General features: G+C 43.3%; 30 protein-coding genes. 21 read left to right on the top strand and 9 right to left on the bottom strand.

The features are described from left to right. The first annotated feature begins 36 nt into the window (after window positions 1-36). From BM008_RS07705 to BM008_RS07690, 4 genes are all read left to right on the top strand, one after another. The gene (locus tag BM008_RS07705) at window positions 37-1,422 is read left to right on the top strand and encodes a class II fumarate hydratase (RefSeq protein ID WP_091935770.1); all 1,386 of its coding nucleotides are present in this window, start codon (window positions 37-39) and stop codon (window positions 1,420-1,422) included. After that, on the top strand, window positions 1,419-3,092 hold the full coding sequence (locus tag BM008_RS07700) for an FAD-dependent oxidoreductase (protein ID WP_091935767.1): 1,674 nt from the start codon (window positions 1,419-1,421) through the stop codon (window positions 3,090-3,092). Before BM008_RS07705 ends, BM008_RS07700 begins: the two co-directional genes overlap by 4 nt. After that, window positions 3,092-3,847 carry a succinate dehydrogenase/fumarate reductase iron-sulfur subunit gene (locus BM008_RS07695; protein WP_091935764.1) on the top strand — a complete coding sequence of 252 codons (756 nt, stop codon included), beginning with the start codon at window positions 3,092-3,094 and terminating at the stop codon, window positions 3,845-3,847. The genes BM008_RS07700 and BM008_RS07695 overlap by 1 nt, the downstream gene beginning before the upstream one ends. A 61-nt stretch (window positions 3,848-3,908) precedes the next feature. After that, window positions 3,909-4,895, top strand: a complete 987-nt coding sequence (locus tag BM008_RS07690) for a sensor histidine kinase (RefSeq protein ID WP_177188015.1) — start codon at window positions 3,909-3,911, stop codon at window positions 4,893-4,895. A 237-nt stretch (window positions 4,896-5,132) separates the two neighbouring features. Here BM008_RS07690 and BM008_RS07685 read toward each other — a convergent pair whose 3' ends face one another. After that, a complete protein-coding gene (locus tag BM008_RS07685; protein ID WP_091935759.1) occupies window positions 5,133-5,717 on the bottom strand; it encodes a diacylglycerol/polyprenol kinase family protein in 585 nt (194 codons plus the stop codon). Between the two features lie 332 nt (window positions 5,718-6,049). Between BM008_RS07685 and BM008_RS07680 the strand changes: the two genes are divergently transcribed. Beyond that, window positions 6,050-8,338 carry a hypothetical protein gene (locus BM008_RS07680; RefSeq protein WP_091935757.1) on the top strand — a complete coding sequence of 763 codons (2,289 nt, stop codon included), beginning with the start codon at window positions 6,050-6,052 and terminating at the stop codon, window positions 8,336-8,338. Between the two features lie 267 nt (window positions 8,339-8,605). Here the strand turns inward: BM008_RS07680 and BM008_RS07675 are convergent, their stop codons facing one another. Next, the gene (locus tag BM008_RS07675) at window positions 8,606-8,782 is read right to left on the bottom strand and encodes an ATP-binding protein (RefSeq protein ID WP_091935754.1); all 177 of its coding nucleotides are present in this window, start codon (window positions 8,780-8,782) and stop codon (window positions 8,606-8,608) included. A 189-nt stretch (window positions 8,783-8,971) separates the two neighbouring features. Between BM008_RS07675 and BM008_RS07670 the strand changes: the two genes are divergently transcribed. Beyond that, window positions 8,972-9,337, top strand: coding sequence for a TfoX/Sxy family protein (locus BM008_RS07670; RefSeq protein WP_091935752.1), 366 nt, complete (start codon window positions 8,972-8,974; stop codon window positions 9,335-9,337). 22 nt (window positions 9,338-9,359) lie between these two features. Here BM008_RS07670 and BM008_RS07665 read toward each other — a convergent pair whose 3' ends face one another. Next, window positions 9,360-10,631 (bottom strand): sensor histidine kinase, encoded by a 1,272-nt coding sequence (locus BM008_RS07665; protein WP_091935749.1) that lies wholly within the window; start codon window positions 10,629-10,631, stop codon window positions 9,360-9,362. Then, complete coding sequence (locus BM008_RS07660) at window positions 10,624-11,745, bottom strand: FIST signal transduction protein (RefSeq protein ID WP_091935747.1); 1,122 nt, start codon at window positions 11,743-11,745, stop codon at window positions 10,624-10,626. The genes BM008_RS07665 and BM008_RS07660 overlap by 8 nt, the downstream gene beginning before the upstream one ends. A 271-nt stretch (window positions 11,746-12,016) precedes the next feature. On the opposite strand from BM008_RS07660, the gene BM008_RS07655 reads away from it, so the two are divergent. From BM008_RS07655 to BM008_RS07645, 3 genes are all read left to right on the top strand, one after another. After that, on the top strand, window positions 12,017-12,901 hold the full coding sequence (locus tag BM008_RS07655; RefSeq protein ID WP_091935745.1) for a DUF1616 domain-containing protein: 885 nt from the start codon (window positions 12,017-12,019) through the stop codon (window positions 12,899-12,901). Further along, entirely contained in the window at window positions 12,898-13,722 is an 825-nt protein-coding gene (locus BM008_RS07650) for a CPBP family intramembrane glutamic endopeptidase (protein WP_177188014.1), read from the top strand. Before BM008_RS07655 ends, BM008_RS07650 begins: the two co-directional genes overlap by 4 nt. 153 nt (window positions 13,723-13,875) lie before the next feature. Then, window positions 13,876-14,865, top strand: coding sequence for an ML domain-containing protein (locus BM008_RS07645; RefSeq protein WP_091935741.1), 990 nt, complete (start codon window positions 13,876-13,878; stop codon window positions 14,863-14,865). Window positions 14,866-14,969: 104 nt separating this feature from the next. On the opposite strand, the gene BM008_RS07640 is transcribed toward BM008_RS07645, so the two are convergent. Beyond that, a complete protein-coding gene (locus tag BM008_RS07640; protein WP_091935738.1) occupies window positions 14,970-15,233 on the bottom strand; it encodes a hypothetical protein in 264 nt (87 codons plus the stop codon). A gap of 152 nt (window positions 15,234-15,385) precedes the next feature. Between BM008_RS07640 and BM008_RS07635 the strand changes: the two genes are divergently transcribed. The 11 genes from BM008_RS07635 to ftsY all read left to right on the top strand — a co-directional run bounded on the left by BM008_RS07635 (window position 15,386) and on the right by ftsY (window position 21,705). Then, window positions 15,386-15,745, top strand: coding sequence for a hypothetical protein (locus tag BM008_RS07635; protein ID WP_143072311.1), 360 nt, complete (start codon window positions 15,386-15,388; stop codon window positions 15,743-15,745). A 45-nt stretch (window positions 15,746-15,790) separates the two neighbouring features. Next, window positions 15,791-17,062, top strand: coding sequence for an adenylosuccinate synthase (locus BM008_RS07630; RefSeq protein WP_091935732.1), 1,272 nt, complete (start codon window positions 15,791-15,793; stop codon window positions 17,060-17,062). Between the two features lie 143 nt (window positions 17,063-17,205). Further along, complete coding sequence (locus BM008_RS07625) at window positions 17,206-17,655, top strand: 30S ribosomal protein S19e (protein ID WP_091935730.1); 450 nt, start codon at window positions 17,206-17,208, stop codon at window positions 17,653-17,655. A 72-nt stretch (window positions 17,656-17,727) separates the two neighbouring features. Continuing rightward, window positions 17,728-18,087 (top strand): DNA-binding protein, encoded by a 360-nt coding sequence (locus tag BM008_RS07620; protein ID WP_091935727.1) that lies wholly within the window; start codon window positions 17,728-17,730, stop codon window positions 18,085-18,087. Between the two features lie 8 nt (window positions 18,088-18,095). Further along, window positions 18,096-18,704, top strand: a complete 609-nt coding sequence (locus BM008_RS07615) for a DUF7411 family protein (protein WP_091935725.1) — start codon at window positions 18,096-18,098, stop codon at window positions 18,702-18,704. 54 nt (window positions 18,705-18,758) lie between these two features. After that, window positions 18,759-18,914: a 50S ribosomal protein L39e gene (locus BM008_RS07610; RefSeq protein ID WP_091935722.1), complete on the top strand. Its 156-nt coding sequence runs from the start codon at window positions 18,759-18,761 to the stop codon at window positions 18,912-18,914. A gap of 13 nt (window positions 18,915-18,927) precedes the next feature. Continuing rightward, on the top strand, window positions 18,928-19,194 hold the full coding sequence (locus BM008_RS07605; RefSeq protein ID WP_091935719.1) for a 50S ribosomal protein L31e: 267 nt from the start codon (window positions 18,928-18,930) through the stop codon (window positions 19,192-19,194). Window positions 19,195-19,234: 40 nt separating this feature from the next. Beyond that, a complete protein-coding gene (locus tag BM008_RS07600; RefSeq protein WP_091935716.1) occupies window positions 19,235-19,888 on the top strand; it encodes a translation initiation factor IF-6 in 654 nt (217 codons plus the stop codon). Window positions 19,889-19,909: 21 nt separating this feature from the next. Beyond that, a complete protein-coding gene (gene rpl18a, locus BM008_RS07595) occupies window positions 19,910-20,086 on the top strand; it encodes a 50S ribosomal protein L18Ae (protein WP_245747968.1) in 177 nt (58 codons plus the stop codon). Between the two features lie 5 nt (window positions 20,087-20,091). Continuing rightward, window positions 20,092-20,529, top strand: a complete 438-nt coding sequence (gene pfdA, locus BM008_RS07590) for a prefoldin subunit alpha (protein WP_091936313.1) — start codon at window positions 20,092-20,094, stop codon at window positions 20,527-20,529. Window positions 20,530-20,571: 42 nt separating this feature from the next. Then, window positions 20,572-21,705 (top strand): signal recognition particle-docking protein FtsY, encoded by a 1,134-nt coding sequence (gene ftsY, locus BM008_RS07585; protein WP_091935711.1) that lies wholly within the window; start codon window positions 20,572-20,574, stop codon window positions 21,703-21,705. Between the two features lie 45 nt (window positions 21,706-21,750). On the opposite strand, the gene trpA is transcribed toward ftsY, so the two are convergent. The 4 genes from trpA to BM008_RS07565 all read right to left on the bottom strand — a co-directional run bounded on the left by trpA (window position 21,751) and on the right by BM008_RS07565 (window position 25,473). After that, window positions 21,751-22,527, bottom strand: a complete 777-nt coding sequence (gene trpA / locus BM008_RS07580; RefSeq protein ID WP_091935708.1) for a tryptophan synthase subunit alpha — start codon at window positions 22,525-22,527, stop codon at window positions 21,751-21,753. Beyond that, window positions 22,524-23,738 (bottom strand): tryptophan synthase subunit beta, encoded by a 1,215-nt coding sequence (trpB, locus tag BM008_RS07575; RefSeq protein WP_091935705.1) that lies wholly within the window; start codon window positions 23,736-23,738, stop codon window positions 22,524-22,526. Before trpB ends, trpA begins: the two co-directional genes overlap by 4 nt. Before the next feature lie 18 nt (window positions 23,739-23,756). After that, window positions 23,757-24,548: an indole-3-glycerol-phosphate synthase gene (locus BM008_RS07570; protein WP_091935702.1), complete on the bottom strand. Its 792-nt coding sequence runs from the start codon at window positions 24,546-24,548 to the stop codon at window positions 23,757-23,759. 130 nt (window positions 24,549-24,678) lie between these two features. Further along, window positions 24,679-25,473 carry a hypothetical protein gene (locus tag BM008_RS07565; protein WP_177188013.1) on the bottom strand — a complete coding sequence of 265 codons (795 nt, stop codon included), beginning with the start codon at window positions 25,471-25,473 and terminating at the stop codon, window positions 24,679-24,681. A gap of 163 nt (window positions 25,474-25,636) precedes the next feature. Here BM008_RS07565 and BM008_RS07560 point away from each other — a divergent pair. Next, window positions 25,637-26,190, top strand: a 554-nt coding sequence (locus BM008_RS07560; RefSeq protein WP_091935699.1) for an archaellin/type IV pilin N-terminal domain-containing protein, incomplete at its 3' end; no start/stop codon positions are given.

Below are 26,190 nucleotides of genomic sequence, written 5' to 3'. Positions count from 1 at the left end.
AAGTGATTTTCTTGAGTTCATTTTAAAGGAGGTCCTATGAGACTTGAAAAAGACACTCTTGGAGAGGTGGAAGTGCCGGAAGATGTCTATTATGGTCCACAGACAGCAAGGGCTGTGGATAATTTCCAGGTAAGTGGTGAGCGATTACCTGCTGAGTTCATCAAGGCCCAGGCAGCTATAAAGATAGCATCCGCAAAGGCAAATATGGAACTGGGAAAGCTTGACACGCATATTGGCAAGAGTCTGGTCGAAGCTGCATATGAGGTAAGAGAAGGGAAATTGAGTGACCAGTTCGTGGTAGATGCTTTCCAGTCAGGTGCAGGAACATCACAGAATATGAACGCTAACGAGGTCATTGCCAACAGAGCACTTGAGATCATGGGCTATGAAAAGGGACGCTATGATATCATCCATCCAAATGACCACGTTAACATGTCCCAATCCTCCAACGACACGACACATACTGCTATTCACATTGCAGCTGTCGAAACTGTCTACTCATCGCTGCTCCCTGCTATCGATGAACTTCTTGTTATTCTCGATGAGAAGAAGGTCGGGCTCATGTCAATTGTCAAACCCGGAAGAACGCACTTACAGGATGCAGTTCCGCTGACAATGGGGCAGGAGTTCAGTGGATATTTCAGAATGATAGAACTTGACATGAAACGTTTACTGGAAGCTGTGGACGGTCTGCTGGAATTGAACATGGGTGGAACTGCAGTTGGTACAGGTCTGAATGCTCCACAGGGTTTTTCGAAGATCGCGATCAGGGAAATGAACTCTATAACAGGTATCGGTTTCAGACTGGCCGAAGATCCATTTGAGGCTACACAGGCTGCAGGCTCCATACTTGCCTGTTCTGCTGCACTCAGGGGACTTGCAGTGAGCCTGACCAAGATCGCAAATGACCTTCGCCTGCTTTCAAGTGGTCCAAGGGCTGGCATGGGTGAGCTGGATCTGCCGGCAGTTCAGCCGGGATCATCTATAATGCCGGGAAAGGTCAATCCCGTAATGGCGGAAATGCTTAACATGGCATGTTTTCAGGTGATGGGCAATGATACCACTATTATGATGGCCGCTCAGGCCGGACAACTTGAGCTCAATGTATTCACACCACTTCTGGCACACAATATACTGGGTTCTATCAGGATACTATCCGGTTCGATCTCATCTTTCAACAGAAAGTGTCTTTCCGGGCTGACTGTCAATACTGAAAGATGTGCAGAACTTGCTGCTTCCAGTCTTGCGATCGCAACATCACTTGCTCCTGTAATTGGATATGACAAAGCTGCTGAGGTAGCATACCGGGCACATAATGAAGGCCGTACTATAAAGGAAGTGGTTATCGAGATGGGGTTACTTGATGATCATGGTGTAGAGCATCTGCTTGATCCCATGGAATTGACGGGAGTAAAAAAATGATAGACCACGACATAATTGTGATAGGCGGAGGACTTGCCGGACTCAGAGCAGCTCTTGAAGCTTACAAACTGGGTGCTGATGTTGCTGTGATCTCCAAAGTATATCCTATAAGAAGTCACTCCGGTGCAGCACAGGGTGGTATCAATGCATCGCTTGGTTCTGATGACAGCTGGGAGGGACATGCATTTGACACTGTGAAAGGTAGCGACTACCTCGCTGATCAGGATACGGTTGAAGTACTTTGTAAGGAAGCTCCTGAAAGGGTTATCGAGATGGAGAACTGGGGTTGTAATTTCTCAAGACAGGAGAATGGCAGGATAGCCCAGCGACCTTTTGGAGGAGCAGGATTTCCAAGGACGTGTTTTGCAGGGGACAGGACAGGACATAACCTTTTACACACTCTATATGAGCAGGTTCTCAGGTACAAGATCAAAGTGTACAATGAACGTCTTGTGACAAAACTTGTTACCGATAATGGCAAATGTACAGGTTGTATCGCAATGGACCTGGCAGATTCTGAGCTGGAGGTCTTTCGTGCAAAAGCAACGATCTTTGCCACTGGCGGATATGGCAGGATCTACCAGAGGTCTACGAATGCCATAATAAACAGGGGCTTTGGGATAAGTCTGGCATACAATGCCGGAGTTCCGTTGGAGGATATGGAATTCGTTCAGTTCCATCCCACTACTTTGTGGGGTACTAATATACTGATAACAGAAGGTGCACGTGGTGAGGGTGGCTATCTTTTTAACAGGGAACACGAGCGTTTCATGGAGCGATATGCAAAGGATGCAATGGAACTTGCACCAAGGGATATCGTTGCCAGGGCCATACAGAAAGAGATAGATGAAGGCAGAGGCTTCCCAGAAGGTTATGTCCATCTTGACCTTACACATCTTGGAAAGCAGAAGATCAACGAGCGTCTTCCGGGTATCCGGCAGATATCCATTGACTTTGCAGGTATCGACCCTGTGAAGGAACCAATACCAGTTCAGCCGGGCCAGCATTATTCCATGGGTGGGGTGAGCTCTGATAAGGATGGCAGAACGCCGATGCCGGGTCTTTATGCTGTGGGGGAATGTGCCTGCATCAGTGTGCATGGTGCTAACCGTCTTGGTGGTAATTCACTTCTGGATACAGTTGTCTTTGGCAGGAGGGCAGGCATGGATGCAGTCGGATATGCACGTTCTGTATCAAGACCTGATGAAGATGAGCTCATGGAAGCTTTCAGGATGGAAGAGGACAGGATATCAGGGATGATCGGCGGCGAGGGTGAGAACTTTGCTTCCATAAGGGATGACCTTCAGAGGGTAATGCAGGAACATGTTGGTGTCTTCAGGAACCGAAAAGGACTGGAACATGCATTGAAAGAGATTAAGCATCTCAGAAAAAGGGCATTGGAGCTGCGGGTCCAGAGCAATGTAAAGGTCTTTAATTTCGAGCTTGTCAATGCTCTTGAATTACAGGGGATGCTTGAACTTGGATATATTATAACTCTTGGAGCACTTGCAAGGGAAGAGAGCAGAGGCGCACATTACCGGACAGACCATCTTGAAAGGGATGATGAGAAGTGGTTGAAGCATACTCTTGCCTTTATGGATAAAGAGCCACGGCTTGAATACAAAGAAGTGAATATCGGTACTTTCGCTCCAAAGAGGAGGGAATACTGATGGTTAAGCTGACGATCCGAAGGCAGGATGGGAATACTATCTGGTATGAGACCTTTGAGGTTGAGGAAAGGCCGGGGATGACGGTACTTGAAGCATTGTTCCAGATACAGGAGAAACAGGATGGAAGTCTTTGTTTCAGGTATTCATGCAGAGGTGCTGTCTGTGGAAGCTGTGCAATGCTAATTAACAGGAAACCCGGACTTGCATGTCGGACACAGTTGTCAGATGCAAGGACCGAAGTTGTTCATGATCCTGAAAGTGAAAATGTATCTTTAAAGCACGACAGCAAGGATGAGGACAAAGAGGGGATCCTTGTTGAACCTCTTCCTAACCTGCAGGTCATCAGGGACCTTATAGTTGATATGGACCATTTCTTCAGACTGGTGGACTCAATTGGACCATGGTTAGGTGTGCCGGAAGATGCAGGTAATGAACAGACCTTGATGGAGCCTGCTTTACAGATGCAGATAGAGAAGTACACCAATTGCATATTGTGTGCCACATGTCATGGGAGTTGTCCGGCAGCAGAGAGGGATGGGGAATATCTCGGACCTGCCGCTCTGGCCAAAGCATGGCGCTTCTTCATTGATCCTCGCAACGATGAAGAAGATGTCGGGAAACTTTTATCGGATATCGATTCTCATGAAGGTGTGTGGGGATGTGATGTTGTTTACAGGTGTGTGGCTGTGTGCCCGAAGAAAGTACCGCCGACAACTGCTATCATTAAACTGAGGGAGAAGATCAAAGAACGGTGATATGTGCCTCTTTAATTGAGGCTGATGGGTGCTTGAACGATCGATAATGTGGGGTTATTTGTTGAGTAATGAGCATAATTTACAAAGGGATACATTCTTAGTGGTGGTCGGTGGGATAATTGTATTTTTTCTCACACTGGTATTCGATCTTTTTGATCATATCATTGAATTTCTAGTAACTCACGAAGCATGGGAATTAGATGAATTCTTCACATTGACCGCATATACTACAGTAGCCCTGCTTATTTTCTCATACAGAAGGTGGAAAGAGGCCAATAGGGAGCTCGTATCAAGGAAGGAACTTGAAAAAGACCTGATAAGGGCTAAGAATGAGGCTGACATTGCAAATATGAGATTGAGCAAGTTCCTTGCAGATATGAGCCATGAACTGAGAACCCCTCTTAATTCTGTTATAGGTTTTTCGGAAATGCTGCAGGATGATACATTCGGTCCGCTCAATGAAAAGCAGATGGATTATGTGCGGAATATCTCAATGAGCGGCTCTCATCTTCTTCACCTGATCAATCAGTTGCTTGATCTTGCAAAGATAGAATCCGGGAAAGTAGGGATGAACATTGAGGAATTCCATGTTCAGGAGCTCTTTGATGAGGTGGGCTCAATACTTGAAGTGCTGGCCCGAAAGAAAAAGGTCGATCTGACATATGATATAGATGCAGAACTCGATATTCTGAATGCTGATAAGGTAAAAATGAAACAGATGTTGTTCAATCTTGCAAGCAATGCGATAAAATTCACTCCTGAAGAAGGTCATGTTAAGCTGGAAGCAAAAAAGGATGGGGATATGGTCCTCATCAGAGTTACTGATTCCGGGCATGGGATCGATGCGGCAGGGCTTCGGAAGATCTTCGAACCTTTCGAACAGCTCGGAACCACTGAGGAAACAGGATATAAAGGAACAGGTCTGGGATTATCCATTGTTCAGGAACTTGCTATACTGCATAAGGGCAAGGTCTGGGTGGAGAGCGAACTGGGAAATGGGTCAACCTTTTTTTTGAAGTTGCCTATAAACCTTTCTATTACACATTGAATATTTTATGTATTTTCCGATATTATGTAATATATGGTTGATATCTGGCATATTTATAATTTAATTTATTCTTGATCTGAAAAATAATAGGGCTATTTTAAATATTATTGAGATAGACAAATATTCGTGGGTGTCGGGTTCAACGATACAGGGGATTCGTGGGGAATCCCTGGTTTGGGATAGATGCCTGTGAATGTTTCTTCTGTTCACAGGCATCACAAACCGCTATTTTCATTTTTATGTATGTGCGATCAATAGGAACGCCGCTTCTGCAAAGATACCGGAAAATACAGCTATTGCCAGATTATCATCGATATTAACAAATGTGGTTTCCACATAGGTGGCAACAAAGGCCATAAGGATCGCTACAAGTGGATTGCCAAGTAAGAGGACAGCTATTGTAAGGTCTACTATGAACTCGGCGATGCATCCTTCAAGACTTTTACCATTGCTGAATATCCTGATCTTACCAAATCTTTTTCCAATAAGTGCAGCGCTCATATCTCCAAAGGTGGTCATGAGTATTGCTGTAAAGGCAACATCCTTGCTGAAAACTGAGACCGCTACCAGTGCACCAAGGGTGAAATAAACGTGTGATCCAAGTCCTTGCTTCTCCTTTTGGCGTAGCAGTATGTGGAATACGGGAAGTTTGATGCCTCTGTCAAGTCGCAGGTGTTCTATGCTTAGTATGATCACCAGATAGACGATAAGCAATGTCTGTGTTTCCTGTTTCCCCAGAAATGCATAGACAAGGATGATCAGTATCGATGTTAGGTGTATGCCCTTTCTCATGAGTTCGTTAGCAAAGGAAATAGAAGCCATTGCCTCTAATTGGATCTATTGATATATAAAAAAATGTGTCATAGTAAAAATTGGATAGATGTGATAGTAGACTATCAATTTTATTTTAGCACGGTTATTTATAAATAAGAATATAACCGACTTTTAATCAGGTAATTATTACCATTCAGTGGGATACAGGGGTTGTATCGCAATACTGATAGCAAGGGTGTTTTAACAGACGGGGAGACTGTTATTATGGAATATCGTCATTGTGGGAAAAGACGATATGATCCCATGGCCTGCCATGTCTGATCTCTACATCCATTAGGTGTAACCTCTGTTCTCTTAATGTGCATAAAGGAGTGAAGGTTATGGCAAGAGCCAGAAAAATAAGTGGAGTCAAAATATCAACAAAGGTGGAAGGCGTAAGGAATTCCCCAATTCCATTAAAAGCAGTGGTTTTTTCAGAAGAAGGGGATGAAGTAAAGATACTGGCAGAGAAGAAGCTGACAACAGATAAAGTGGATATTGCACTTAATGTGGATGCTTCAAAGTTGCCTGAGAATACGAAGATCTCGATAGTTCCTGAGGATATGATACAAGGTACTCAGATAAAAAGGCTTGCCGGGTCGGATAATGCAGCTACTGCAAGTATTTCCAGAGAAACGGTCATCTCTAATAAGGGTGTGCTGAAGGAGGCAGACCTATATTTGAAGCCGGTGGATACTGTGCTTGGTCTTTTACAACTGAAGCACAAAGTATGTGGACGCGTCTTTAAGACAGATCCGACAACGGGTGAGAAATGTCCGGTACCTGGGGCTACAGTTCGTGTTTATGATGTAGACCTCAACTTTTTCTGGTGGTACCCAACACCCGGTCTTCCATGGGGCTGGATCTTTCCGTTCTTCCCTCACCGCAGGGAAGAGATCGCTACTACAAAGACGGATGAATGTGGTTATTTCTGTGTGAATATCCCGTATTTCGATATCGATGCTGTGTTGAGGTGGAGACTACGTTACCGTTGTCTCTGGGAGATCCTTAAGCGGCCAACGGTACTTGAGGCTATAGATCTGGGGGTGAAGCCTGATATCAGGTATTATCCTGAACTGGAACAACTTCCTGAGATGAAGGTAAAGCCAAGACCTGAACCATGGCCACCAACGGAACCGGTTATCAAAGAGACCGAGTACAGGAACCTGAAGGTCACAAACGATGATGTGGTCGAGAAGATATCTGTCAATATAAGGAATGAGCTACGTTCCAGTGAAAGAAGCATTGACAATACAAGTGCCCTGTTCACAAAGTCACGTTTTGAGGCTGTCCGTGAGACATTGTTCAAAAAGGATGCTCTTTTCGAGCCTGTAAGCAAGGAAAGTTCCTCAGTTCTTGATGAGCCGGCTTTCCCTCATTCGATCGCTCCTCCATCTCTGCCGGATGATGATCTGATGATGGAGATGCTAGGGAAGCAAAAGAAGGATGTTGCTGCTACCATGGCGCAGATCCGTGTTTCAAAGCCTATTGTAAGGCTGCTTCGCTGCTGGCCTGAGATCGTTCCTGAGTGGAACCTTTTCCTTGATGTGCCTGATATTGTATTCAAGGTCGAACAGGACATTGATGCAGATGGCGTGCTTGAGACGATCTATGAAGAGGGATATTTCGATGTTAACTGGAACCTGAGCGAGTCTACCACGGATGTCCAGATAGAGGCATGGTCCAATGCGATCTGTGTCCCATGCGGTCAGTCCTATGCACCATGTACCAAAGCAGGGATCGTAGGGTTCAATGATATTGCCATCGATCCAATGTATTTTGATAGTGAAGGTTACGTCAAAGGAGTTAACAGACCAAAGCAGTTCATTGCTTTCCCGTTGCCTCACATCGTTCGTCCGGATGCTGAAACACCACTTTGTAAGACCATCAGGATCGTCGGTTGTCCTGAATATGGTACTGCAAGCTATTACAAGGTGTTCTACAAGTATGAGGGTGGAAGTGAGACACACTTCAATGAATCCTGGCATGTTTATAACATCAGTGCCGGTACATCTCATCATGTAAAGCCGGATGTAAGTGGTTTCTATGAGGTATTGACGCCACCTAACGACTATTTCCCTTACCACACGCTGATCAACTGGAGAACACACCGGTATCCAGATGGTAAATATGAACTGAGACTGGAACTCTATGATGCAGCTCATAACCCGATAGCTGCTGTTCTTGACCCTGTAAAAGTTGTCATCGATAACAGCAAACCTGCTCCGGTGGACTTCCTCAAGCTTGAGTACAAGGAATCAGGAGGTACGTGGACAGAAGCTCCTCTCCATTGTCCGATCATTAAAAGGACGGCAGGAACTGATATTGATCTGAGGGTCAGCTACAATGTGGCTGCAGCTCATCTGAGGGATATAACCATTAGTTTCACCGGATGTTCCGGTTCTGTAGGAAGCGATAGCTACTGGCATCAGACTGTAAGTGACAATAATAAGACACTTGACTGGACCGTTACTGTTCCATCATCGGTTGATGAAGGTGGTTATAGGTTCTATCTCGAGGGACGCAGCCGGGCTTTCAATGCTACAGGAGGGCTTGCCAGCAACTGGGAGTTCGATACTCTGAGCATCTGGAGAGGTAATTCACTACATGTAGTGATACTTGATAAGTAAATACATGATCCTTCGATAAGTGTCTTTTAGAAAGGCACTTACTTCTTTTATTTTGATGATGTGAGCTTGTTCTATAATGTGATATCCATTAAGCGGACCAGGCGGTATAATGACTGGTAACTGGTAGACTGCAGGAATGCATAACATGTAGTGCTCACTCTGGATCAACATAGGATCATGAAGGGGCTATGCCTGAACAGCTTGATATTATTTCAGAGGGAATACCATTTTTCCCTCTGTAGTATAGAATGAAAATAGAAAAGGAACTTACTTCATTGTTATTGCTTCTACAGGGCAGATATCCACACAGTCACCACAATCTACACAGGCATCTGCATCAACTAATGCAACATCTCCTTCGGCCATTGTGATGGCATCTACAGGGCAGGTATCAACACACTGTTCGCATCCGGTACATGTACTCTTATCAATAATAGCTGACATTTTCTATCACTCCCTTATTATCTCTTTCAAAGATAATATAATTTCATTCTGAGATTATTACTTAAATAGTTATCGTACTGTGGAAAGAGATCACTTCTCATGATCGGGGAATTATCCGTATATCTCCATTGTCTGGTGCAGTGATCTAAAATAGATGTTCGTATACACCTATTAATGGGGAGAGATTAAATGGCATGGAAAAAAGCATCTGAAGAACTGACCCACCTATTAGAAGGTGCAGTGGCAGATCTTGATGTAGAGTTCAGGAAAATGTTCGGCAGCCCTGTATATTTTGTGCGGGGGAATATGTTCGTAGGTGTGCATCAGGACAGCATCATGCTGCGCCTTGAACCTGATGATCAGGAGACCCTTTTTGCAGAACATGATGAAGCAGTCCCATTTGAACCAATGGGTCGCAGGATGAAGGAATATGTTCTTCTTCCACCGTCTGTTTATGACGATGATGAACAGATGCAAAAGTGGCTTGACATCTCTTATACTTACGTTCTTTCACTTCCGGTGAAGGAAAAGAAACAGAGAAAAAAGAAGAAATAAAGCCGTGTTCTTATTGTATCTATCAGTACTTTTCCCGATGATCCATAGGTAATGAAATTGTAAAAGTACTGCCTTTGTTGAGCTCACTTTCAACAGAAACCGTTCCATTGTGCATTTCAGTAAGCTTTTTGACAAGTGATAGTCCAAGTCCTGTCCCGTCATATTTTCTACTGAGGGCAGAATCCAGTTGTTGGAATGGCTCAAAGAGCTTTTTCTGATCATCTGATGAAATGCCGATCCCTGTATCTTGCACACAGATGTTTATCATTTCATCCTTCAGGAACGTGAATATCTTTATAGTTCCTCCTGAGGGTGTGAATTTAACTGAGTTCCCTACAAGGTTCAAAAGTATCTGTCTGATCTTCTTCCTGTCTGCTGTTATGATGACGTCATCTATATTTGATGTGTCTATCAACAGATTGTTCTGTGATGATAGCGGGCTGATGTTCATCACAACTTCGTCGATGATATCGGTCACAAATACCTCTTCATAGTTGAGCTCCATCTCTCCAGCCTCGATCTTTGACAGATCAAGAATATCATTTATTATAGTAAGGAGATGTTTCCCACTGTTTGAGATATTAGATGCATAATGCTCTTGCTTCTCATTTAGCTCTCCGGCAAGTCCGTCTGTAAGCAGGTCTGAGAATCCTATTATGGAATTGAGGGGGGTGCGGAGCTCATGGCTCATGATGGCAAGGAACTCGCTTTTGGCACGGTTCGAGGATTCTGCATGCAATCTTGCTTCGAATTCCCTGTTCTTTTCTTCTATTTCCCACAATGCCCTTTTATGAAGCAGACATGCCTCAAGTGAGAATGCGAATTTTGATACGACCTTGCTTAATTGGTTGGCCATGGTCTGTGAATCACTGAGCTCATTTATCCAGTATAGGCTCAATACCCCAATATCCTTTAGTGGGAAAAGTATACAGGAGCCTGATGTTAGCTTTTTCTCGGCTATATGGTCATTTAGTTCATTATCCCGGGAGTTAAGAATAAGTGGGCTATCATGGGAGATGATAGAAATGATGGGGTGGGACAGTTTGAGCTCTGTTTCCTGAATGTAATATTCCGGATGGGCATATACTAGGCTTGCAGTATCCTTTTGTTCAAATGTGAGATATTCATCCATTATCCAAACAGACACATAATTTGCTCGTTTTCTGGCCATGAGCTTTTTTAGGAACGTATCACAATTCTCATGGATATCAAGTGAGTTGCCAATGGACAATGACAGTTCATATAGCAAAGATACCTGATTGAATATGTCTGTGTATTGCATGGGCTTATTCATGAAATACCCCTACTACGATCGTCTTATTCAGGAATTCGATCATATCTTCACCCATTGAAGCGATCTCTCCAAGTGACATCACTCCTTCGGGGATTATGTTTACATTCCGGTTTTTCAATCCATTTGATATTGCGATGAGTTCCTCTTCAAAACCTTCCTGAAGATAAAGTGCCCTTCCTATACAATCCAGAACAAGACAATGTTCAACGTCAAGGTCATCTTCTTTAAAACAATCATCCAATACTTTTTCTGCTGAATTTATCTGTGATCTCTTATCGCTTTTCAGAATATTCAGGATGGCATTCTCTGGCATATCTCCTGCACAAACAAGATATCCTTCATCAGTTGCGATAAGAACTTCTCTGATAAGGTCCTCATGTCCTTCAGTATATATCCCAAATGGGTAACGCCTTGAAATTTTGTAGAAATTAGTATCATCGAACTTTGTCCCCATATCCGGAGTGACTATTTCTGTGTAGACCTCAAGGGCATTTCTCCAGTTCAGTTCTTTAATAATGTTGCCCTCACTTTTTGTTACAACTGCTGCACCTATGGATCTGATCCATCCATGATGTACGCCTAATTTACATTTCATATCAATGAAGGAAATAACAGCAGAATCTTGAAAAAAGCCATCAGGGGTGAATATGCATTTTCTGGAGCTCACATCGAGAAAACCCGCGCCACATCCCATGTATTCAATGGAATTTGCAAAGAGATTGAAGAATGAAGAAAGGAACGAGGAAATATTCGATGACTGGCAGTCAACTACTATAAAGGCTGTAGCACTCTTTTTTTTATCTGGTTTGAATTGCTGTATCATCTTTTCCAGTTCAAGATTGGATTTGCTCAGATCCTGTATCAGAATTGGTCTTTGCATTACAGGAAGTGGGTAGATTATTGCTCCTGATTTGTATTTTTTAGGTCCGTAGATAAGCCCCGGAAATAAAGCACCAATAAAATCTATCTTTTTTTTGTTAAGTTCAGATAGCAGATGTGTGATGTCAGGTAGCTCTTGCTCAGCAAGCATAATGAATACAGTTTCATTTTTTGGAACGTTAAGCTCTTCTATGGCATTAATGATGTCATGAACATTTGATGTAGGAATATACATAAAGCCCTCTTTTGTCCAGTCTGTTAGAAGAATATCTGTTCGATCATGGTAGGATCTTCAGGATAATAGTTTTCCAGTTCTACCTTTATTTTATGATCCTTATCTTTATATAATATTGCATTATAAATTGGCGTACGACATCTTTTAAGTCATTGCATCCTGTTTAGTTGTACCATGGATGAAAGCTTATTTTCTATATTTTATGTCAATTAAGGCATAAAGATCTCCAAAACATTAAATATATTATAAACTGTACCTATGTGAGAATAAAATGCCGGATAAAAAACAAACCCCTGCTGACATTAAATTGGTGATAGCCCTTGTGCTGCTCACTGATATATTCGTGCTTGTCCCGTTTCTTAGCGATAGTCCATTACGTACTGTTCTGGGTCTACCGATGGTCCTTTTCCTACCCGGCTATGCTCTTATCGCTGCTCTGTTCCCGGGAAAGGATGATCTTGATGGCATTGAAAGGATCGCACTGAGCTTTGGGCTTAGTATTGCTGTGGTCCCTCTTATAGGTCTTGGATTGAACTATACTCCATGGGGGATCAGGCTTGTACCTATTCTTGTATTCCTTACAAATTTCACTATTATCATGGCCCTGATCGCCATCTTCCGAAGAGAATCCCTTGGAGATGATGCCTTTTTCGTTCCTTTCAGGGAAATGTTCGACTCGGTCAAAGCAGAGATAAGTGAGAGACCGGAGTCAAGACTGGATCGTATACTGACCATCATTCTGGTGATATCTATACTTGCATCGGTGATGACCCTTGTATATGTTGTCGTAACTCCTAAACAGGGGGAGAAGTTCACCGAGTTCTATATACTCGGACCTGAGCGTATGGCAGATAATTACAGGACGGAGCTGGTTGTAGGGAATAGTGTTGATGTCATCGTAGGTGTAGTGAACCATGAGTATGATGTGGTCAATTATTCGATAGTTATCAAGCTTGACAATGAGACTATGGACACTCCTGAAAACTTACAGCATGTGGCTCTGGCTCATAATGTAACATGGGAAAGACCTGTATCTTTCGTTCCTGCTGTGACAGGTACTGATATGAAGTTGCAGTACTTGCTTTACAGGGATGATAATATGACAGAACCCTACAGAGACCTTCATTTATGGATAAACGTTACGGAGGCACAATGACAGACCATGAACAACTGGGCTCAGATCCTCATGATATCGGACAAACAAGTTCTTCTGTGGTTCCGGGGCTCACTGATGGTTATATCATTGGCATCGCAATGTTAATGGTAGTTCTGGCAGAACTCCTTTTGTATTCTGGGAATATCCGGGCAGGCGTAATGTTACATGTAGTTACACTTGTTGCATTGTCCATTTCTTCTGTATGGATAGATGGCACGCATGTTTCCCGTTCACTTCAGGTACTTTCACTGCTTCCTATATTGAGGCTTCTGAATATGTCCATGCCTGTGTTCTCGGAGATGACACTTTATCTCTATGTCTACGTTTATGCACCAATGGTACTGCCAGCTTATTTCATTATAAAACATCAGTCTATCAAAAAAGATACTCTGGGATTCCATTTTCAGGGTATGCTCAAGCTTCTTCCACTTGCTGTACTGGTTGGATTCCTGATAGCACAGGGTGAGAATTTTACTATACATGCCGGGAATCTGATCCCTGATCTGTCCCTTGACAGTATTTTGAAGATATCTATAGTTATGATATTTTTTGTAGGTCTGGGAGAAGAGCTTGTTTTCAGGTCACTGTTGCAGACAAGGCTTTCAGATTCTTTCGGTCCTGTCAAAGGACTGTTGCTTGCAAGTTTCCTTTTCGGTGTGATGCACTCCGGATATGGGACTATCTATGAGATATTCTTTACATCTTTTGCAGGGCTCCTGCTTGGTTATATGTTCCAGAGGACCAATAGCTTTCCGCTTATCACTCTGACACACGGTCTTGTCAATATCTTCCTGTTCGGGATCATACCTCTGATGAACTGATGCATGAGTTGGTATGGTCCGGTCTATTATTCATTATTTTTTATAATGACTAAAAAATTTACAGTAAGCATTAAATAAATACATGCCTTTATATGGAACGTTGCAACATAATTCCGTTCCTCTCAGAGGTTCATCCATGGAGATGCATTTATAATGATAAAAAATATTTTTCCTTTCCATCTTTCAAAAGTTTATTCAAGAACGATACTCATATCATATATCGTGGCAATTGTTCTTAGTTTATTGGTCTCTCCTGTTTATGCGGAGGTGACAGAGCTCACGATATCTCCTGAGGATCCTCAGCCTGGAGATACTGTGACCGTCACAGGCAAGGCAGATCCTAATGAAGAGATATCTGCTTCAGTTTCTTTTGGTAATGTGCAGACAGTTTCAGATGGAGAGTATGAATATAATATTGGAAAGGTTACAATTCCTGATGGTTCTGATTCATTTAGCCTGAGAGCGGAAGGTGTGGATGATCTTGATATCTCTATCTCCCTATTGGGTATTCCAATATCTGTTCCTGGGAATTATATCTCGATAAACAATAATGTGGCCACATTTGGAACGGGGAAGATCCACAGTGGAACATACAACATCAAATTAAGTGGTACGTCTTCTGGTAGTGAAGTGACTTTTACTTTTGGTGCACAGGCCACCATAACTGCAGATTCTAATGGTGATTTTGAATATACATATACTACAGAGAATATGCCGGAAGGAGTTTTTGATCTAAATATCGGTGGCCAGAGTAGACAGCTCTCTCTTGGTGATATCGAAGAAGAGACCGATGATGATAGTTCTTCTTCTTCCTCCTCTTCATCTTCTTCAAGTACAAAGAAAAGCAGTAGCAGTCATACTGGTACTGAGTTGAAGATAGTTCCGGCAGAATCACTTGGTGAGGATACGGGCGATTCGGATGGCATTGGTGAAGATATTGAAAGTGAGGCATCAACCTCTGATGATGGTTCTGAAAGCCTTGAAAGCACTGCTGACTCAGAAACACACGAAGGTTATATTCTGAACGAGTCTGCCTCAGGTGTGGAAAGTAAGCTACCTGATCTTGGGATTGTAGGTGGGGTCATTGGTGTGGTCTGCCTTGGTGCAATATTGCTCGGATACAGAAAGAATCGGTATAAGTAAGTTCACGAATTATCTATAACCGTGGGCCCACTATGTGGGTCTGTCCTGTCTTCTTTTTTATTTTAAATGGCAGTAGCTAATGAATATCAAAAAAGAAAAAGATATCAGATTATCTCTGATATCTTAAAGATCACTATTGCTACAAACGATACCAACAACGGCATGATCGTCATATTTAATGAACAATCAAGGGATCTGTTCCACTTCTCGGAAGCAGATAAGATCTCTTTTGCCGAAAGCAACAATATCAGTGCAATGACCGCCAGCACACCGTATTCGGGCAGCCCTGGTGATGTTGTCATCGCAATACCTGCTGCAGTTGAAGATATCGTACTGGTTGTTGTGGTTATTATTGTGCTTGTCAGCATTTGATCTCCACTCGTTATTAATGAACAATCTAATGGTATTAAAACCTTCTGAACTTATATTGTCAAACTTTTAAGTTTATTTACTCGCAAGTCAAATTAGTTAGAAATTAAAATACGTAATATAATTATATAATTAGCCACAATACTTGTTTGTGATACGACCTAAAGAAAGAACAAAGGCCACTATATACGGTATCAAGGGGATGCATAACGTTCATTCCTGGCAGGGACTTGCTATCCACTTCAAGAACAGTTCTCGTGTAATGAAATGTGATGGTTATGGGGACTGCAGTTCCGACAAGAGATCACGTGCCTGCTTCTACTCGGTAAAGCGGCCTGATGCCATCTATATGCTCCAGTCTGAATTCAATGTAAGTATTACGGTTGCTGAAAAACTCATCGATACTCTGGTAGATATGGGTATCACCAAGGCACTCAGATGTCGTAGAGCAGATTCCTCCGGATTCTTTGATGAAGGGGCTCGCATGCTGGTGTTCGAAGAGGACCTTTGAGGGCCAATCAAAACTTTATTAAGCCAACAGAATAATCCTGCACCCATGTTTACGATAATCACAGGTGCGCAATTTGGCGATGAAGGTAAAGGTAAGATAGTTGACCTCATGTCCGGTGAGTATGATCTGGTCGTTCGTTTCCAGGGCGGGAACAATGCAGGACACACCGTAAAGGTGGGTGAGGATGTATACAAGCTCCATCTTATTCCTTCAGGTTTTCTTTTAGATTCAAGGGTACTTATTGGTCCGGGTACTGTTGTTGACCCAGGGGTTCTGGCAGAAGAGATCGATATGCTTGCAGAGGGTGGTATCGAGCTTGATGCAAAGAGGGTTGGTGTTGATGCCAAGGCCAGTGTAATAATGCCATATCACATTGAACTTGATGGTCTCAGGGAGGCCATGAGGACCGAGAAGATCGGAACAACAAAACGTGGTATTGGATTTGCATACATTGACAAGGTTGCCAGGGATGAGATCCGCATGGCAGATCTTACAAACAAGGAACGGTTCCTGAATAGACTTGAAGAGATAGCACCTTCAAAGGAAGCAGCAATAAAGGAACTTGGTGGTGATCCTTCTATTGTAAGGGACGAGGCACTTATAGATAAGTATGTGAAACTCGGTGAACGTTTTGCATCTTATATCACTGATGTATCATATGAAGTTAACAAAGCGATCGATGAAGGCAAGAATGTCCTTGCTGAAGGTGCACAGGGTACTCACCTGGATGTCATACACGGAACACAGAAGTTCGTTACATCATCCTGTACAATTGCAGGTTCAGCATGTGCCAATATCGGAGTAGGTCCTACAAGGGTCGACAATGTGCTGGCTATAGTCAAGGCATATATTACTCGTGTAGGAGAAGGACCACTTCCAACAGAGCTTTTCGATGATGTCGGAAAACAGATACAGGAAGTCGGTGGCGAAGTTGGAACAACCACAGGCAGATCAAGAAGATGTGGATGGTTCGATCTTCCGCTCCTTAAGAAAGCTATCTATCTCAATGGGTACACATCAATTGCTCTTACTAAGATCGATGTCCTGTCCAACCTTGACCCTGTAAGGGTATGTGTTGCATACGAACTTGACGGGCAGATCATTGACTATCCTCCAGAGGATACATCTGCACTTGCAAGATGCAAGCCTGTCTATGAGGACCTTCCTGGGTGGGATGATGATCTTACTGGTGTGAAGGAGTTTGCTGACCTTCCACAGGCAGCACAGGACTATATTACCTATCTTGAAGAGAAGATGGGTGTATCTGTTGAATACGTCTCAGTTGGTCCTGCAAGGGAACAAACCTTCAAAAAATAGGGCGGATAAGCAAAAACTGCCGAAACACGTATATACTACTCAATAGTTTAAACATCACAAATCCAGCTGAACTATACCTGATGCAATTGAGTCCTGCAGAAGGTGGGTATCTTAACAGATATTATAATTCAGGAGAATAATTAATGACAACTGTATATGACGTTCCTGCAGCCGAGTTAATAACAAAGGTAGCAGAAAAGTTGAAAGAGAATGATAAAGTAAATCCGCCTGAGTGGGCAATTTACGCAAAGACCGGTGTGCACAAAGAGCTTCCACCTAGCGAAAAAGACTGGTGGTACACAAGGTGTGCCGCAGTACTCAGGACCGTTTACACACAGGGTCCTATCGGTGTCGAGAGACTTAGATCCGTCTACGGTGGAAAGAAGGACAGAGGAGCTGCACCTGGTGTTAAAGCAAAGGGAAGCGGTTCTATTGCAAGAACAGCTCTTCAGCAGCTTGAAGAAGCAGGTTTCGTACGTGCTCTTAAGAGCGGTCGTGTAGTGTCCCCACAGGGACAGTCCATGCTTGACAACGTTGCATATCAGGTTAAACAGGACCTCGTGGAAACAATTCCTGGTCTTGCTAAGTACTGATCGCAGAATTCGTGTTCGATAACTCCTATAAGGGATCATTGCTTACATTTCTGTAAAGCACAGGTGACTTTCATGACGGACGACCTTGAAGAAATAAGAAGAAGAAGGCTTGCGCAAATGCAGCAGCAACAGGCGACCCAACAACAGATGGGCGGTGCCGATATGCAGGCAGCAATGCAGCAGGAGCAGGCGCAGGCTGAGATGGAAGCAAAGAAGCAGGCTCTGATGCGTCAGATCCTCACTCCGGAAGCACGTGAGAGGCTGACCAATCTACGTATGTCCCGAAAGGAACTGGTAGAGCAGCTTGAATCTCAGTTGATCATGCTTGCACAAAGTGGCAGGCTTCAATCAATGATCGATGACGAGAAACTCAAACAGCTTCTGGTTCAGATGCAACCTAAGAAGAGGGAACCCACCATTAAGCGTATGTGAGAATTCTCATGCAGGTATCAGTCCTATTCAGCGGTGGAAAGGATAGTTCCCTTTCTGCAATATTGCTGGAGCCGTTCTTCGAGATCGAACTGGTCACATGCAGTTTTTCGTTACTTCCTGTAGGGGAGGTAGCTTCAGAGGCTGCAGAAACGCTTGGTTTTCCTCACAGGGTTATCAGGCCTGACATATCGATCCTTGAAAAGGCATATGATATTATCATGCAGGATGGTTTTCCAAAGAATGCCATAAATTTCATTCACAAAAGTGTGATCGAGCATCTTGCTTCTGATGAGAATACCTCTTTCATTGCAGACGGTATCCGTCGCGATGATCGTGTTCCTTTGCTGGAACATTCTCAGATAAGGAGTATTGAGGACCGTTTTGGGGTTCATTATGTATGTCCCCTTAAAGGGTTCGGGCGTGCTGCGGTCAATGAACTTGTGAAGGAACATCTGGTTATCGAGGAAGGTCTGAGCGAGAATGTCCTGAAAGCGGACTATGAGACCGAACTTCGGGAACTTATCAAACAGCGCAATGGTTCGGAAAAGGTCAGGGATATCTTCCCAACACATGTGCAGTCGCATATTATCGAACGCAAAAAAGCGATCATGAACTAAAAAGTTCAAGATCTATCAATTTAACAATATCAATCATAGTATAAGGTGAGACAAGTGAGCCACAATACAAAAGGACAGAAAACAAGGCTGGCTAAGGCACACAGGCAGAACCACAGGGTTCCTACCTGGGTCATCATCAAGACCAACCGTAAGGTTGTAAGCCATCCAAAGAGAAGACACTGGAGAAGAAGCAGTCTCGATGTGAAATAAGCAGGTGATCATAATGGCAGACGACATAGTAAAAGAGCAGATATACACAATTCCTCTCCGTGAAGTGAAGGAAGCTCCTCGCTGGAAGAGGTCCAAACACGCTCTGAAAGTTATCAGGTCATACCTTACAAAGCATATGAAGGCAGAACCTGATATGATCAAGATAGACAAGACGATCAACGAAAAGATATGGGAACGCGGTGCTGAGAAGCCACCTTTGTCCATTCGTATAAGAGCTGCAAAGTTCGAGGATGGCGAAGTTCAGGCAGAACTTGCATGATCGCTCCTCATGAAAAGTCCAGTCTATAGATCGTAATATAATGTTAAGAACTATAACTATTCAGGAAAGCCCCATTATTGGGGCTTTTGCAACGTGTACTGAAGATATGGCACTTGTGCCACCGAACACTTCAGAGAATACCAGAAACGCCCTTGGGCAGTTGTTACAGGTTAATGTAGTGGAGACTCTCATCAATGGAGGTACTATTGTGGGTTCACTTTGTCGTGGAAACTCCAATGCATTGCTTGTTTCTAGAGGTTCCAATGTGAGGGGGCAGGATAAGATGGATGTACCCGTCTTTGAGATCCCTGGCAAATTGAATGCCATAGGAAATGTAGTCCTGGCTAACGATTCAGCTGCATTGGTACATCCAGAGCTCAGCGACAGGTCCATTGAAGCTATAGGAAAGGCTCTGAAGGTCGATGTCAGGCGTGGCACGATCGGAGGCACCAAGACCGTAGGAATGGCCGCTGTTGCTACTAACAAAGGTCTGCTTGTAAATCCAAGGGCTACCGCTTCGGAACTGGAGGTTCTTGAAGAACTGTTCGGACTTCCGGTGGATATCGGCACATCAAATTACGGCACACAGATGGTGGGCTCAGGCTTGTTGGCCAATTCCAAAGGATACGTTGCAGGTTCAAAGACCACGGGTCATGAACTTGGAAGAATAGAGGACGCACTGGGCTTTATTTAATAACAGTTACAGGTGATTCAAATGAAGACATTTCAGGTCAAAGGCACATTCAGGGCCGGAATAGCATGGGAAAAGTTCGCAAAGACCATTGAGAGCCAGAACGAGAAGAATGCACTTGACAAAGCGTATTCACTCTTTGGCAGTCAGCATGGTCTTAAAAGGAACATGATAAAGATCGAAAGTATTACAGAGGCATGATCTCTATGGCAGGTATGAATGGACAGGACCCAAGGGTCCTTGCGAACCAGCACCGCGAGTTCCAGAAGCGAGCGGAGATGTTACAGCAACAGGTAGGCATGGTCCAGATCTCCATGGAGGATTGCAATCGTGCTCTGGGCACCATTGAAGAACTCAGCAATGTTTCTGATGGTTCTGAGATGATGTTCCCGATCGGTTCCGGTTCATTTGTATATGCCAATATCAGCCGCTCTGATAATGTAGTGGTTGATGTCGGGGCAGGTATAAGTGTCGAAAGGCCAATTGCGGATGCAAAGGTTATTCTTGAGCGCCGTAAGGAAAGGCTCACGACAGCTCTCGACAATATGAACAATGCCCTGCTTCAGATAAGTCAGCAGATGCAGGCTATTGAATCATTCCTTAGCCAGCAGCAGCAGGCTCAGGGAATGCCAGGTTCCCAGTGAACCTTTTTTTTCTATTTTTAACAAATTTACGGGTTGTATCACGTGTTCAATAAGCTTAAGTCAAAACTTACTGGCTTCAAAGATAAGATCAGCAGCAAGATCGATGAGAAGGCAGTTGCTATAGAACCGGAAGCTGTTGCAGATGCTCCTCAGGAAGAGCCTACATCATCAACTCCAGTACCTTCCGCACAGGAAACTGTCGAGTCCAAAGTTGAGGAAGCCGTACCAGTGTCCGAACCGGTCTCGGAGGCGGGATCAGTTAAAAATGAGTCCTCTGGCGCTAAGAAATTTGGTTTTGCTCAGAAAGCAAAGGCTCTTGTTTTTGAAAGGGAATTCATCCTTGAAGAAGATGATCTCGAAGAACCATTATGGGACCTTGAGATGGCACTTCTTGAAAGCGATATCGCTCTTTCCGTATCAGAGGCTATTGTGGAGTCCGTCAAGAATCAGCTTGTAGGGACAAGGCGTCGTATAGGAAGCAACACCGGGAATATCGTTGAAGATGCTCTCAAAAAAGCTATCTATGATGTGATGAGTGCAAATGTATTCGACCTCGATGACTACGTAAAAGATGCTGATAAGCCAGTACACATTGTTTTCATTGGTATCAACGGAACCGGTAAAACAACATCCATTGCCAAATTATCAAAGCGCTTCAAGGATCAGGGTATGTCAGTAGTAGTAGCTGCAGGTGATACATTCAGGGCAGGTGCTATAGACCAGCTTGCTATACATGCCGACAAGATCGGTGTGAAGATAATCAAACATCAGGAACAGGGTGACCCTGCTGCTGTGATATATGATGCTATACAGCATGCAAAGGCAAATAATGTTGATGTTGTCCTGTCAGACACTGCCGGAAGAATGCATACGAACATCAACCTTATGGAGCAATTGAAGAAAGTATGCCGTGTGGCTCCGCCAGATCTCATCATATTTGTTGATGAGGCAGTTGCAGGTAATGATGCGGTTGAAAGGGCAGCTCAGTTCAATGATGCTGTTGCGATAAATGGTTCTATCCTTACGAAAACAGATGCCGATTCTAAAGGTGGCGCAGCAATATCAATTGCATACATCACCGGAAAACCAATATTGTTCTTAGGAATGGGGCAGGGATATGATGACCTGCGCAAATTCGATCCCAAATGGTTCGTGGATCAGCTATTTGCAGAATGAGTCCCCACTCCTTTCTGTTTTTATTTTATTCCCAATATCTAACTATTATTCTTTGCAGCCTTCTTTTAGTTCGGATGCAAGTTTCTCTACTCTCTCATTGACATTATCGCCTGAAGCAATGATGCTGACAAAAGCAGATCCTACTATAACTGCATCTGCTCCTGCTTTGATAACTTCAGAAGCCTGTTTTTGATTGGATATGCCAAAACCGACAGCTTTTGGAACATCTGTGTGGATACGTCCAAGTATCTTCTTGGTGGAATCTGCCACATCTACTCTTTCACCTGTAACTCCAAGTCTTGAGACTATGTAGACAAAACCTGATGTCTTTTCAAGTGTGTTCTTCATCCTTGATTCTGTGGTCACAGGGGTTATCAGGAAAATAAGGTCAACACCATTCTTTTTGCATGCATCGTGCAGTTCATCTGATTCTTCTGCAGGAAGATCGGGAACGATTATTCCTGTAATTCCTGATTCTGCACAGTCCTTTGCAAACTTTTCCGTCCCTCTCTTGTATATCAGGTTGTAATATGTCATGCATACAAGTGGAACATCTTCTTTGATCGATGCAGCCATCTCAAAATAGATGTCCGGGGTCATACCTGCTGCAAGTGCTCTGGTAGCTGCAGCCTGTATTGTAGGTCCATCTGCAACAGGGTCAGAGAATGGAAGTCCAAGTTCTACTATATCAGCGCCACCTTTTACAAGTGCATGGACAATGTCCTTTGTTGCTTCTGCAGAAGGATCACCTGCACATACGTAAGTGATCAGTACCTTCTCTTTTTTCTTTTCAAGTTCTGCGAATTTCTCTGCTATTCTCACAGGGAGGCCTCCTTTCCTTCTTTTGCCTCTTCCTCTTCTTTTAGTTTAAATACTGTCTCGAGGTCTTTGTCACCTCTGCCAGAAAGGCTGATGACCACAAGATCTCCAAGTTCTCCTGTCTTTGCCATCTTCATGACATATGCTACTGCATGTGATGATTCCAGAGCAGGGATAATACCTTCAAGGCGACTGAGCTCGTAGAATGCTTCAAGTGCTTCATCATCATTGACATTGCATGGTGTTACCCGGCCAATATCTGCCAGATATGCAAGTTCAGGTCCCACGCCAGAGTAATCAAGGCCAGCAGATACAGAACTTGATTCAAGTATCTGTCCGTACTTATCCTGTAATATCATTGTGTGTGCGCCTTGAAGTATACCTTCTTCACCGGCACAGAGCGAGGATGAGTGCAATGCTTCCTTTTCGGTGGTCTTCATCTCTTTGCCACCTGCTTCAACAGGGAAGAGCTTGACCTCTTTATCCTCTATAAATGGATGGAATATGCCCATTGCATTGCTTCCACCGCCTGCACATGCAACAATGGAATCTGGATAACGTCCTTCCTTCTCCATGATCTGTTCCTTTACTTCCTTCCCGATCACACTCTGGAAATCACGTACTATCATTGGATATGGGTGTGGTCCTACCACAGAACCTATCAGGTAGTGCGTGTTCTCAACATTGGTGACCCAGTCCCTCAGTGCCTCATTGATGGCATCTTTCAGTGTCTTTGAACCGGATTCGACTGCATTTACCCTGGACCCCATCAGCTCCATTCTGTAAACATTCATGTGCTGACGTTCCACGTCCTTTGCACCCATGTATACTTCGGAAATGAATCCCATATTAGCTGCAGCCATTGCAGTTGCAGTTCCATGCTGCCCTGCACCTGTCTCAGCAATGAGCCTTTCCTTTCCCATATATTTGGCCAGAAGTGCCTGTCCCAGTGTGTTGTTCAGCTTATGGGCACCACCATGTACAAGATCCTCTCTCTTAAGGTATATCTTGATGCCGTATTTTTTACTCAGGTTCTTCGCAAAATAGAGTGGTGTTTCTCTGCCTGCGAACTCCTTCATATAATAGTCAAGTTCTGCAAGGAATTCAGGATCCTCTTTATATTTGTCATAGGCTTCTTCAAGCTCTGTAAGTGCAGGCATAAGTACCTCAGGAACGAATTGCCCCCCAAACTTGCCATACATCGATCTTTTCATATTCTTCCTCCATCTGTCTTATTCATCAAGTGCATCAACCAGTTCTTTTGTCTTGGTATATATCTTGCCACTTTTGATTATCGAGGTGCCTACAAGTACTGCATCAGCACCTGCTTCTATAACCTTCCTGATATCGTCTGTGGTATGCATACCACTTTCACTTATTATAATGTGCTCAGTTCCGTTCTCATTATCGAATTCTTTTATTCTTGGAACAAGTTCAAGAGTAGTATCCAGATCGATCTCCAGTGTACTGAGGTCCCTGTTGTTTATACCTATAACTCTTGCTTTTGTTTTTAGGGCTTCTTCAAGTTCCTCTTTATTATGTACTTCTACCAGGGGCTCGAATCCTTTTGAAATCGCTAATTGCACCATTTCCTCAAGTTTCGTTCCAAGTATTCCGGCTATCAGTAGAATAAGGTCGCTTTGTGTCTCTTCAAATTGGATCTTATCAACAATAAAGTCCTTGCGTAGTACCGGGATGGACACATTACTTCTTACAGCTTTCAGGTTGTCGAGGGATCCATGGAAGAACTCAGGTTCAGTAAGTACGGATATTGCGATTGCTCCGGCCCTTTCCATCTCGCTTGCTATCTCCTTTGCATCTTCCGGGGATATGTCTCTTAGTTTCTTGCCAGGAGATGCTGGTTTAACTTCTGAGATGACAGCAACTTTGTTCAGTGACCTCTTAGTTCTGATCGCATTGACAATATCTCTTTTTTCTGGATCTCTTTTCAGGGTATCTCCGTTATCAATTTGCAGGATCCTCTTTTCTGTAGAATTGACTATATCATTTATAACCGAGTGCATCGAATAACCACGTATGTTCTTTAATGTACAAACATGTACATAAGTGTTAATGTATTTAAAAATATCGGTACCTTTTAAATGAAACAATATTTTGTTTCATTTTTAATGCACAGGTCTGATATTAAGGTCTCTAATTCCTATCCTTCAAAAAGAATTCGATGTTATGGTCAATGGGGTTTATGTGAGTGTTATTCATTTGTTCCTGGATGCCTAACTTCTCCTGTACGGTGTGTGGGGGGAAGTAAGCAAGGTATGCAAGCACTGTGCCTATAAGAACGAACAGGCGTGCAAACATCTGCATCACATCAACTATTGCTATCATGTCCGTAAGCATGAAATCAAAAACGAATGATATTGCAACGAGTGGGAGTGCTGTTCTATAGCGTATTCTCTTTGGCATCCTTTGCAACAATATGAGCAACAAAAGCCCAAGTATCATTGAAGTGGGTATTACAAAGAGTCCCATCAGATATAGATTGATGGCAGCATCACTGTTGATCATAAAGATTGAACCCCAGTCAGTTACTATAGGTCCGACTATTCCGCTATTGTAAAGGAATGCCAGATAAGCTGCTCCTATGAATGTGAATATCAGTGATGTATATTCTCCGATCTTCATACTTCCTGTGATCACATATATTATGAAAAAGACCAGCGGAACTGAAATAAAAGCAAATGGGACTGCTGCTATGAAGTATAATATAGCATCCATTTCCTGGTTCCCAAAATATGCAGCGAACATCCTGAGTGAAGTAGGCAGGTATGTTATTGCTACAATTGTCCAGAATATGATTAGCGAAAAAAGAGCAGGTTTGCTATTCTCTTTGTATTGGTCCTGGTTCCTGGATAAGACCCAGGCGAATGCAAAGGACGACAATGTTATTGCAAAACTGATGGTGCCGTTCAGCAGGAGTCCTGGATTCATCTCTATATCATACACACATTAGTTTTATTTTATTTATATATTTTCATTGTGCAATTGCGACTAGTTTGTTGTTTGATATTTCCAACCAAATGGTATATATATTATTCACTACTATAATAGTAGTATATCCAAAAATCGAAGGATATAAAGAGGAGGATCGTACATGAAAGCAAACAAAGTATTACATATGAAAAAAGACACCAGGGCTCAGGTGGGTATTGGTACCCTTATCATATTCATCGCCATGGTTCTTGTAGCAGCAGTTGCAGCTGCTGTATTGATTCAGACTTCCGGTACACTTCAGCAGAAGGCACAGTCAACCGGTAAGCAGGCTACACAGGAAGTATCATCCAACCTGATGGTAAAGACCATCGAGGGTGTCCGTGCCAAGAACTCAGCAACAAATATGTCAGACACAATTGACCTTCTTAAGCTTAAAGTAGGACTTAATGTCGGTAGTTCTCCTGTAGATGTCAATCAGGTAGTTGTTTCCATCACTGATGGTACCACAGCGAACAACCTTGTATATGCAGGAAATACAAAATCTTATTCTGAAGCAGGTCAATCTAATGGTGCTATGGGCTCCTTTGGTGATAGTGCAGCAACAAACCTTGTGACTCTTCTTACTGGTGTAACTACGATTGGAAGCGATAACCTAACTAACTCCCAGAAGTATTATACTGTTGAAAAGATCCGTGATGAGGATGCTTCATTCTC

Origin of the sequence: Methanolobus profundi, from assembly GCF_900114835.1 — an archaeon.
GTDB lineage: Archaea > Halobacteriota > Methanosarcinia > Methanosarcinales > Methanosarcinaceae > Methanolobus > Methanolobus profundi.
This window is presented reverse-complemented; position numbering and strand designations above follow the sequence as displayed.

Coding starts and splice junctions, on each gene's coding strand:
- BM008_RS07630 (WP_091935732.1), top strand. CDS start 15,791: ATGTTTACGATAATCACAGGTGCGCAATTTGGCGATGAAGGTAAAGGT.
- BM008_RS07625 (WP_091935730.1), top strand. CDS start 17,206: ATGACAACTGTATATGACGTTCCTGCAGCCGAGTTAATAACAAAGGTA.
- BM008_RS07700 (WP_091935767.1), top strand. CDS start 1,419: ATGATAGACCACGACATAATTGTGATAGGCGGAGGACTTGCCGGACTC.
- BM008_RS07705 (WP_091935770.1), top strand. CDS start 37: ATGAGACTTGAAAAAGACACTCTTGGAGAGGTGGAAGTGCCGGAAGAT.
- BM008_RS07650 (WP_177188014.1), top strand. CDS start 12,898: ATGACAGACCATGAACAACTGGGCTCAGATCCTCATGATATCGGACAA.
- BM008_RS07685 (WP_091935759.1), bottom strand. CDS start 5,717: ATGGCTTCTATTTCCTTTGCTAACGAACTCATGAGAAAGGGCATACAC.
- BM008_RS07665 (WP_091935749.1), bottom strand. CDS start 10,631: ATGAATAAGCCCATGCAATACACAGACATATTCAATCAGGTATCTTTG.
- BM008_RS07615 (WP_091935725.1), top strand. CDS start 18,096: ATGCAGGTATCAGTCCTATTCAGCGGTGGAAAGGATAGTTCCCTTTCT.
- BM008_RS07565 (WP_177188013.1), bottom strand. CDS start 25,473: ATGAATCCAGGACTCCTGCTGAACGGCACCATCAGTTTTGCAATAACA.
- BM008_RS07695 (WP_091935764.1), top strand. CDS start 3,092: ATGGTTAAGCTGACGATCCGAAGGCAGGATGGGAATACTATCTGGTAT.
- BM008_RS07670 (WP_091935752.1), top strand. CDS start 8,972: ATGGCATGGAAAAAAGCATCTGAAGAACTGACCCACCTATTAGAAGGT.
- BM008_RS07675 (WP_091935754.1), bottom strand. CDS start 8,782: ATGTCAGCTATTATTGATAAGAGTACATGTACCGGATGCGAACAGTGT.
- BM008_RS07600 (WP_091935716.1), top strand. CDS start 19,235: ATGTTAAGAACTATAACTATTCAGGAAAGCCCCATTATTGGGGCTTTT.
- BM008_RS07570 (WP_091935702.1), bottom strand. CDS start 24,548: ATGCACTCGGTTATAAATGATATAGTCAATTCTACAGAAAAGAGGATC.
- BM008_RS07680 (WP_091935757.1), top strand. CDS start 6,050: ATGGCAAGAGCCAGAAAAATAAGTGGAGTCAAAATATCAACAAAGGTG.
- BM008_RS07620 (WP_091935727.1), top strand. CDS start 17,728: ATGACGGACGACCTTGAAGAAATAAGAAGAAGAAGGCTTGCGCAAATG.
- BM008_RS07640 (WP_091935738.1), bottom strand. CDS start 15,233: ATGCTGACAAGCACAATAATAACCACAACAACCAGTACGATATCTTCA.
- BM008_RS07605 (WP_091935719.1), top strand. CDS start 18,928: ATGGCAGACGACATAGTAAAAGAGCAGATATACACAATTCCTCTCCGT.
- BM008_RS07645 (WP_091935741.1), top strand. CDS start 13,876: ATGATAAAAAATATTTTTCCTTTCCATCTTTCAAAAGTTTATTCAAGA.
- BM008_RS07660 (WP_091935747.1), bottom strand. CDS start 11,745: ATGTATATTCCTACATCAAATGTTCATGACATCATTAATGCCATAGAA.
- rpl18a (WP_245747968.1), top strand. CDS start 19,910: ATGAAGACATTTCAGGTCAAAGGCACATTCAGGGCCGGAATAGCATGG.
- BM008_RS07655 (WP_091935745.1), top strand. CDS start 12,017: ATGCCGGATAAAAAACAAACCCCTGCTGACATTAAATTGGTGATAGCC.
- pfdA (WP_091936313.1), top strand. CDS start 20,092: ATGGCAGGTATGAATGGACAGGACCCAAGGGTCCTTGCGAACCAGCAC.
- trpB (WP_091935705.1), bottom strand. CDS start 23,738: ATGAAAAGATCGATGTATGGCAAGTTTGGGGGGCAATTCGTTCCTGAG.